Below are 7244 nucleotides of genomic sequence, written 5' to 3' on the forward strand. Positions count from 1 at the left end.
TCTATGGCAAGGAAAACAGGGTTACTACTGGGAACGTGAGTTGCTACTACTCAATAAATTCAACGATGAGCTTTTTTGCCATTGCGCGACATCGCGCAGCTGCTCCATTCGTTGTTCATGTTTCTCATTTAAAACCGCTTGCTGCTCGGGCGTTAACAGGCGATACATCTGGTTGCGGACCTTGGCGATTTCAACCTGGCGGGCAACCTGCTGTTGTGCCATCTTTTCTGCCTGAGCGCGCACAGCGCTTTCATCAAAATTCGCTGCGGTGACAAGACGATGCATTGTCTCCATTTCGCTAACATTAACAGGAGGCTGCTCATGTCTGGCCTGCTGCATTAAATCTCGCATCTGTTGACGTTGATGTTCGGTTAAACTGATACCGTCAAACATGTGGCTCTGCGCATTACGTTGCGAAGAGCTTTCACCCAGGTGCCAGTGATCGCCTGTGACGACTTCAGCTGCATGGCTAAACGTACTGAGTGCCAGCGTTGAGGCCATGACGGCAGCGGTAACTTTGCCCATCACTTGCTCCCAAAATCTTTTCTGTCGCGATTCAACGAGAGACAGTTTACGATTCGGGCTGCAAACATGCGTCAGGGGGTGTAAAACAACGTAAAGTCATAGATTAGCGCCGCCTGATGTCGTAATTTCTGCCTCGGAGGTACGTAAAAAATGAATAAAATACTGCTAGTTGATGATGACCGAGAGCTGACATCCCTGTTAAAGGAGCTGCTCGAAATGGAAGGTTTCGATGTGCTGGTTGCCCATGATGGGGAGCAGGCACTGGAGCTTCTGGATGACAGCATCGATTTACTTTTGCTCGACGTCATGATGCCGAAGAAAAACGGCATTGATACACTGAAAGCACTTCGCCAGACACACCAGACCCCCGTAATCATGCTGACCGCCCGCGGCAGCGAACTGGATCGCGTACTCGGCCTTGAGCTGGGCGCGGACGATTATTTACCCAAACCGTTTAACGACCGCGAACTGGTCGCGCGTATCCGCGCCATTCTGCGCCGCTCCCACTGGAGCGAACAGCAGCAGAACAGCGATAACGGCTCGCCGACGCTGGAGGTGGATGCGTTAAGCCTCAATCCAGGTCGCCAGGAAGCCAGCTTTGACGGGCAAACCCTGGAGTTAACCGGTACCGAATTCACCCTGCTGTATTTGCTGGCGCAGCATCTCGGCCAGGTGGTTTCTCGTGAACATTTAAGCCAGGAAGTGCTGGGCAAACGCCTGACACCGTTCGATCGTGCTATCGACATGCATATCTCAAACCTGCGTCGTAAGCTGCCGGAGCGTAAAGACGGGCACCCGTGGTTTAAAACCCTGCGCGGTCGCGGCTATCTGATGGTCTCCGCTTCATGATAGGAAGTTTAACCGCACGCATCTTTGCCATCTTCTGGTTAACGCTGGCACTGGTGCTGATGCTGGTGCTGATGTTACCCAAGCTCGACTCACGCCAGATGACCGAGCTACTGGATAGCGAACAGCGCCAGGGGTTGATGATTGAGCAGCACGTTGAAGCTGAACTGGCGAACGATCCGCCCAACGATTTGATGTGGTGGCGTCGCTTGTTTCGTGCGATAGACAAGTGGGCGCCGCCGGGACAGCGGTTATTACTTGTTACGACGGAAGGACGCGTGATCGGCGCAGAACGCAACGAAATGCAGATCATTCGTAACTTTATTGGTCAGGCCGATAACGCCGATCATCCGCAAAAGAAAAAATACGGTCGTGTTGAAATGGTTGGGCCTTTCTCCGTCAGAGATGGCGAAGATAACTACCAACTGTACCTCATTCGGCCTGCCAGCAGTTCACAATCTGACTTCATCAACCTGCTGTTTGACCGACCGCTGTTACTGCTGATCGTGACCATGTTAGTCAGCTCTCCGTTGCTGCTTTGGCTGGCCTGGAGTCTGGCAAAACCGGCACGTAAGCTGAAAAATGCGGCGGATGAAGTGGCACAGGGCAACCTGCGTCAGCATCCTGAACTGGAAGCCGGTCCGCAAGAATTCCTGGCGGCAGGTGCCAGCTTTAACCAGATGGTGACGGCGCTGGAACGCATGATGACCTCACAGCAACGCCTGCTGTCGGACATCTCTCACGAGTTGAGAACGCCGTTAACGCGTCTGCAATTGGGGACCGCGCTGCTGCGCCGTCGTAGCGGCGAGAGCAAAGAGCTGGAGCGTATTGAAATGGAAGCGCATCGACTGGACAGCATGATCAACGATCTGCTGGTCATGTCGCGCAATCAGCAGAAAAACGCGCTGGTCAGTGAAACCGTGAAGGCGAATCACCTGTGGGGTGACGTGCTGGATAACGCCGCCTTTGAAGCCGAGCAGATGGGCAAATCGTTCACAGTTAACTTCCCGCCAGGGCCGTGGCCGCTGTACGGTAACCCGAATACGCTGGAAAGTGCGCTGGAGAACATTGTTCGCAACGCCCTGCGCTACTCACACACCAGGATTGAAGTGGGCTTCGCGGTGGATAAAGACGGGATTACCATCACCGTGGACGATGATGGTCCGGGCGTGAGCCCCGAAGACAGAGAACAGATTTTCCGTCCGTTCTATCGTACCGATGAAGCGCGCGATCGCGAATCTGGCGGTACTGGTCTGGGTCTGGCAATTGTTGAAACAGCTATTCAGCAGCATCGTGGCTGGGTCAAGGCCGAAGACAGCCCATTGGGTGGTCTGCGCCTGGTGCTGTGGCTGCCGCTGTATAAACGTGCGTAATTGTGCCTGTTGCGCCGGATGACGATGCTAACGCATCTTATCCGGCCTACAGGTTCAATAACCGCCTTATTTTCCCCACAATCTCCGCGAATTATCTTCGATCTTGCCGCTTAAGCGGCGTTTCTGCATGGTTCTGGTCCAGCTCTTTGACAGCCCCGCCGCCGACAGCAAACGGTGATACTGGTCGTCATCAAACGGCATATGCCAGGCAATGGCGATGGCCTCTTGCACGCTAACGTCACTCACACGAGACGCCAGTACCAGCGGCTCATCCGCCGATACCATGCCGGGTGCGATAACGCTGCACAACCAGCCGGTCTTGCCCACATCCTGCATCTGGCTTGCCATATCGCTAATAGCAAAATGAAAATTCAGCTTAAAACACGGCGAGCGTGGCTGTGTGACCTGAATCAGCGCCTCACCCCACTGGAAGATATCACCAATAAAAACATTCTCTTCCGTCATGCCCTGCGTTGACAGGTTCTCGCCAAAAGCGGGCGCAACGAACAACTCTGCCTGTTCAGGAAAAGCCTGTCGCCAGTGTAGGTAGTGTTCACGCGGATAGTGGCACAGCGCGCGGTCCGGCCCACCGTGAATTTTCGTTTCTGCCTGTTCATCCCCTGCCAACCCTAATTCGGTCAGCATCAGCTCGCCATCGACCTGAACTTTCGCAATCGCACTGGGGCGGCTTCCCGTGTAATCCCGAATCTTGCCTGCAAATACATCAACCGGATATCGCATCTGTTCCCTCTCCCGATAACTTTTCCCCATTACACCCTATTTATTCTACCCTATTCGCTCAAAATGAGAGCACGGTTGGTGTGAAACGTAGGGACACATGCTATCAATGTAAGTTGGTTTTGAAACAACATTTCAATTAAGGAGTCGACAACGTGACGGGTCAATCGCAATTTGCTGGCGTCTGGTGTCCTTCCATTACGCCAATGGACAATGACGGCAAGATCGATTTCAACGGTCTGAGCCAGCATCTCAAACGCCTTACCGAGGCACAGATCGACGTTATTTTGCTGATGGGAAGCATTGGGGAATTTGCCTCCTTTACGCTCGACGAAAGGCTGCAGTTGATCCGTGAAGCCCGAGCTATGAGCTCGCTGAAGATGGTCGCCAACGTCTCATCCACCTGCCAGAATGATGTGCTACTGATGGCGCAGGAAGCGTATCACGCGGGATACGATGCCGTCATGATCCTGCCACCTTACTATTACGGACAAACGGCAACGCAGCTGCTGAGCTACTTCCGCCAGTTAGGGCAACAACTCAGCGGTCAATGGTTTGCCTATAACTTCCCGGCCCGTACCGGCTGTGATTTAACACCTGAGCTGGTTGCTACCCTGGCCGGGGAATTCCCGAACTTCGCCGGTATCAAAGACACCGTGGACTGCCAGTCCCATACCCGCAGTATGATTCAGACCACCCGCGCTGTACGCAAAGATTTTGCCGTACTCTCCGGTTACGACGAATATTACATCCCCAACCTGCTGGCAGGCGGCGCAGGGATTATTTCTGGCCTAAATAACGTGATGCCTGAGCTGTTTGTCCACGCACGCGAGGCGTTTAAACAGGGCGACCTGGCAGCGTTGCGTGATATTCAGGATAAGATTGGCACGTACATGTCCATCTACGCTATTGGCGAGGATTTTGTCACCACCATTAAAACCGTGGTGTCGCGTAAGTTTGGCTATTGCACCGGCGTTTCGCGTAATGCAGGTGGGGAGTTAAACGAGGACCAATGCCGAATAATTGATGAGGTGTTTGGGCGTTAATATTACCCGGCCCGCATCATGATGTGGGCCGGGTAAGTGCATCAGGCAATACAGCGTTACCGCTCTACGCCATCAGGCTGTATGGGGCTTATTTTTTCGCCGCGAAACGCGCCGCAGCTTCGTCCCAGTTCACCACGTCCCAGAACGCTTTGATGTAGTCCGGGCGACGGTTCTGGAATTTCAGGTAGTAAGCGTGTTCCCAAACGTCCAGGCCCACGATCGGGAAGCCGGAAGCGCCAGAGATAGCCTCACCCATCAGCGGGGAATCCTGGTTGGCAGTAGAAACCACAGCCAGTTTGTCACCTTTCAGTACCAGCCATGCCCAGCCAGAACCGAAACGGGTTGCCGCTGCTTTTTCAAATTCAGCTTTGAAGTTATCAACAGAGCCAAAGTCGCGTTCGATAGCCGCTTTCAGGTCACCCTGCAGCGTAGTACCGGTTTTCAGACCTTTCCAGAACAGGCTGTGGTTAGCGTGGCCGCCTGCGTTGTTACGCAGTACGGTTTTCTTATCCGCTGGCAGCTGATCCAGTTTAGTGATCAGCTCTTCAACAGGCAGGCTAGCGAATTCAGGCAGGCTTTCCAGCGCAGCGTTCGCGTTGTTTACATAGGCCTGGTGGTGCTTGGTATGGTGGATTTCCATCGTCTGCTTATCAAAGTGCGGTTCAAGGGCATCATAAGCGTACGGCAGGGATGGCAGTGTATAACTCATAATCATCTCCAGTATTGTCGGGCGGCCAGTGTTAACGCCGCGTAAGCAGTTGAGTCATTATAGTTAATTAAATGATATTGAAAATGATTATCAATGCCGTACTTTTTACAGGGCTATTGCAAGATGAAAATGTGAGCGCCACCGGGAAAATCAGGCGAATTTTGCCAACCTGCGTAGGAAACAGGCAGCGACATAAAGGACATGGGAGACAAAGCACGAGATAGTCTGCGGATTATCTCACAAGGAAATATTGCTATGTCTGTCAACATCGCCCTTTTCGGAATCGGCCTCGACACATACTGGCCCCAGTTTGCTGGCCTGGAGTCACGCTTGCAGGGTTACCTGCAAACGATTGATGAGCGTCTGACGGCGCAACAGGCCACCGTCATTAATGGCGGCCTGATTGATAACGTCGATAAAGCCGATGATCTTATCAGGCGATTACAACAGCAGCCGGTCGATGCGGTCTGTCTTTACATTAGCACCTACGCACTCAGCGCAACGGTTCTACCCCTTGTACAGAGTATCAATAAGCCAGTTATTATTATGGCCCTACAGCCGGAGCCTGGTCTGCCCTATTCGGCAATCCGCCAAATTCCCGATCGGGGCGGACGTACTGGAGAGTGGCTGGCGCACTGCCAGGCCTGCAGCGCGCCCGAACTGGCAAACGTATTTAATCGTGCGAATATCCGCTTTCAGTTGATTGTTGGTGCGTTACAGGGCGATGAGTACGTCTGGCAACAAATGGCACAGTGGTTACAAGCCCTTAATGCCCGCCAAATGCTGGCAAACTGTCAGGTCGGCGTACTCGGACACTATTATGACGGCATGGTGGACGTTTACAGCAATATGACGAACCTCTCCGCCAAATTGGGCGTACGCTTTAAGCCACTGGAAATGTGTGAGCTGGCGGAATACCGCGAGCAGGTCAGCGAGACAGATCTCAGCGTCAAACAACAGGAAATGTACCGTGTGCTTCAGCTGGATCCGACATGCGAACCGGCAGAGCTTGATCGCGCACTCACCACCGCCTGCGCCATGGATAAACTGATTGCCCAGAACACACTCGGTGCACTGGCCTACTACTACGAAGGTAGAAACGGCAATGCTTACGAGAACATCATCACCTCAATCATTCTTGGCAACACACTACTCACCCACCGTGGTATTCCCGTGGCAGGTGAATATGAAATCAAAAATGTACTGGCGATGAAAATTCAGCAGCTTCTGGGGGCGGGTGGTTCATTCTCTGAGCCATATGGAATTGAATTTATTGATGATGTTGTATTGTGGGGACATGATGGCCCGGCGCACCCGCTGATGGCTGATGGTCCGGTGCGTCTGGTTCCGCTGCCGGTTTATCATGGTAAACCGGGTAAAGGTGTGTCTATCCAGATGACCGTGAAACCGGGCCCGGTAACCTTTCTTTCGGTCATTGAAGATGCCGAAAACGGGGTGCGTTTGCAGTATGCCGAAGGGGAAGCAGTGGCAGGTGAAGTCCTGGATATCGGCAATACCAACAGCCGCTATCGCTTCCCGTTATCGGCTCGCGATTTCACCACACAATGGTGCATGGGCGGTCCAGCCCATCATTGCAGCATTGGCCTTGGTCATCATGGTGAGGTACTGGAAAAACTCGCCTGGCTACTGGGTATTCAGACGGTAAAAATCTGCTAACCCTTAATATTATCGCCCTTCTCAAAAAAGAGGGGCGGATCAGCATTTGTGATCAACATCCTTTTCATCCCCTGAATTTTGCCAGCATTGCCCATCCTACGGCAGCATGCTGAAGGTTAATTCATTACTCACTCTTTAGACTTTTGAATATCAAAACGGGTGATTTTCATCCAGCCAGAACGACAATTTAAAAGGAACCAGAATGGGTAACGCAATTACGATGGGGATATTATGGCATCTTATCGGTGCCGCTAGTGCCGCTTGTTTTTATGCCCCTTTTAAAAAGGTACAACACTGGTCCTGGGAGACTATGTGGTCCATAGGCGGTTT

8 protein-coding genes are annotated in these 7244 nt (G+C 52.6%); 5 read left to right on the forward strand and 3 right to left on the reverse strand.

Annotation, left to right across the window (positions count from 1 at the left end):
* Positions 1 to 24: 24 nt before the first annotated feature.
* On the reverse strand, positions 25 to 525 hold the full coding sequence (gene cpxP, locus FDW95_RS01460; RefSeq protein WP_115259792.1) for a cell-envelope stress modulator CpxP: 501 nt from the start codon (positions 523 to 525) through the stop codon (positions 25 to 27).
* 150 nt (positions 526 to 675) lie between these two features.
* Here cpxP and cpxR point away from each other — a divergent pair, with 150 nt between their 5' ends.
* Both cpxR and cpxA read left to right on the forward strand, forming a co-directional pair.
* Complete coding sequence (gene cpxR / locus FDW95_RS01465; protein WP_005121756.1) at positions 676 to 1374, forward strand: envelope stress response regulator transcription factor CpxR; 699 nt, start codon at positions 676 to 678, stop codon at positions 1372 to 1374.
* Positions 1371 to 2744 (forward strand): envelope stress sensor histidine kinase CpxA, encoded by a 1374-nt coding sequence (gene cpxA / locus FDW95_RS01470; protein ID WP_096758834.1) that lies wholly within the window; start codon positions 1371 to 1373, stop codon positions 2742 to 2744. The genes cpxR and cpxA overlap by 4 nt, the downstream gene beginning before the upstream one ends.
* A gap of 66 nt (positions 2745 to 2810) precedes the next feature.
* On the opposite strand, the gene yiiM is transcribed toward cpxA, so the two are convergent.
* A complete protein-coding gene (gene yiiM / locus FDW95_RS01475; protein ID WP_115259793.1) occupies positions 2811 to 3485 on the reverse strand; it encodes a 6-hydroxyaminopurine reductase in 675 nt (224 codons plus the stop codon).
* 152 nt (positions 3486 to 3637) lie between these two features.
* Here yiiM and FDW95_RS01480 point away from each other — a divergent pair, with 152 nt between their 5' ends.
* A complete protein-coding gene (locus tag FDW95_RS01480) occupies positions 3638 to 4528 on the forward strand; it encodes a dihydrodipicolinate synthase family protein (RefSeq protein WP_115259794.1) in 891 nt (296 codons plus the stop codon).
* 88 nt (positions 4529 to 4616) lie between these two features.
* On the opposite strand, the gene sodA is transcribed toward FDW95_RS01480, so the two are convergent.
* On the reverse strand, positions 4617 to 5237 hold the full coding sequence (sodA, locus tag FDW95_RS01485; protein ID WP_096758838.1) for a superoxide dismutase [Mn]: 621 nt from the start codon (positions 5235 to 5237) through the stop codon (positions 4617 to 4619).
* Positions 5238 to 5492: 255 nt separating this feature from the next.
* Between sodA and FDW95_RS01490 the strand changes: the two genes are divergently transcribed.
* Together FDW95_RS01490 and FDW95_RS23370 are read left to right on the forward strand one after the other, a co-directional pair.
* Positions 5493 to 6914, forward strand: coding sequence for an L-fucose/L-arabinose isomerase family protein (locus tag FDW95_RS01490; RefSeq protein ID WP_115259795.1), 1422 nt, complete (start codon positions 5493 to 5495; stop codon positions 6912 to 6914).
* 202 nt (positions 6915 to 7116) lie between these two features.
* Positions 7117 to 7244 (forward strand): L-rhamnose/proton symporter RhaT (locus FDW95_RS23370; protein WP_249358862.1); only part of this gene is annotated, 128 nt, incomplete at its 3' end.

Source organism: Citrobacter sp. wls718 (assembly GCF_005280945.1).
In the GTDB taxonomy this organism is placed as follows: Bacteria; Pseudomonadota; Gammaproteobacteria; order Enterobacterales; family Enterobacteriaceae; genus Citrobacter; species Citrobacter gillenii.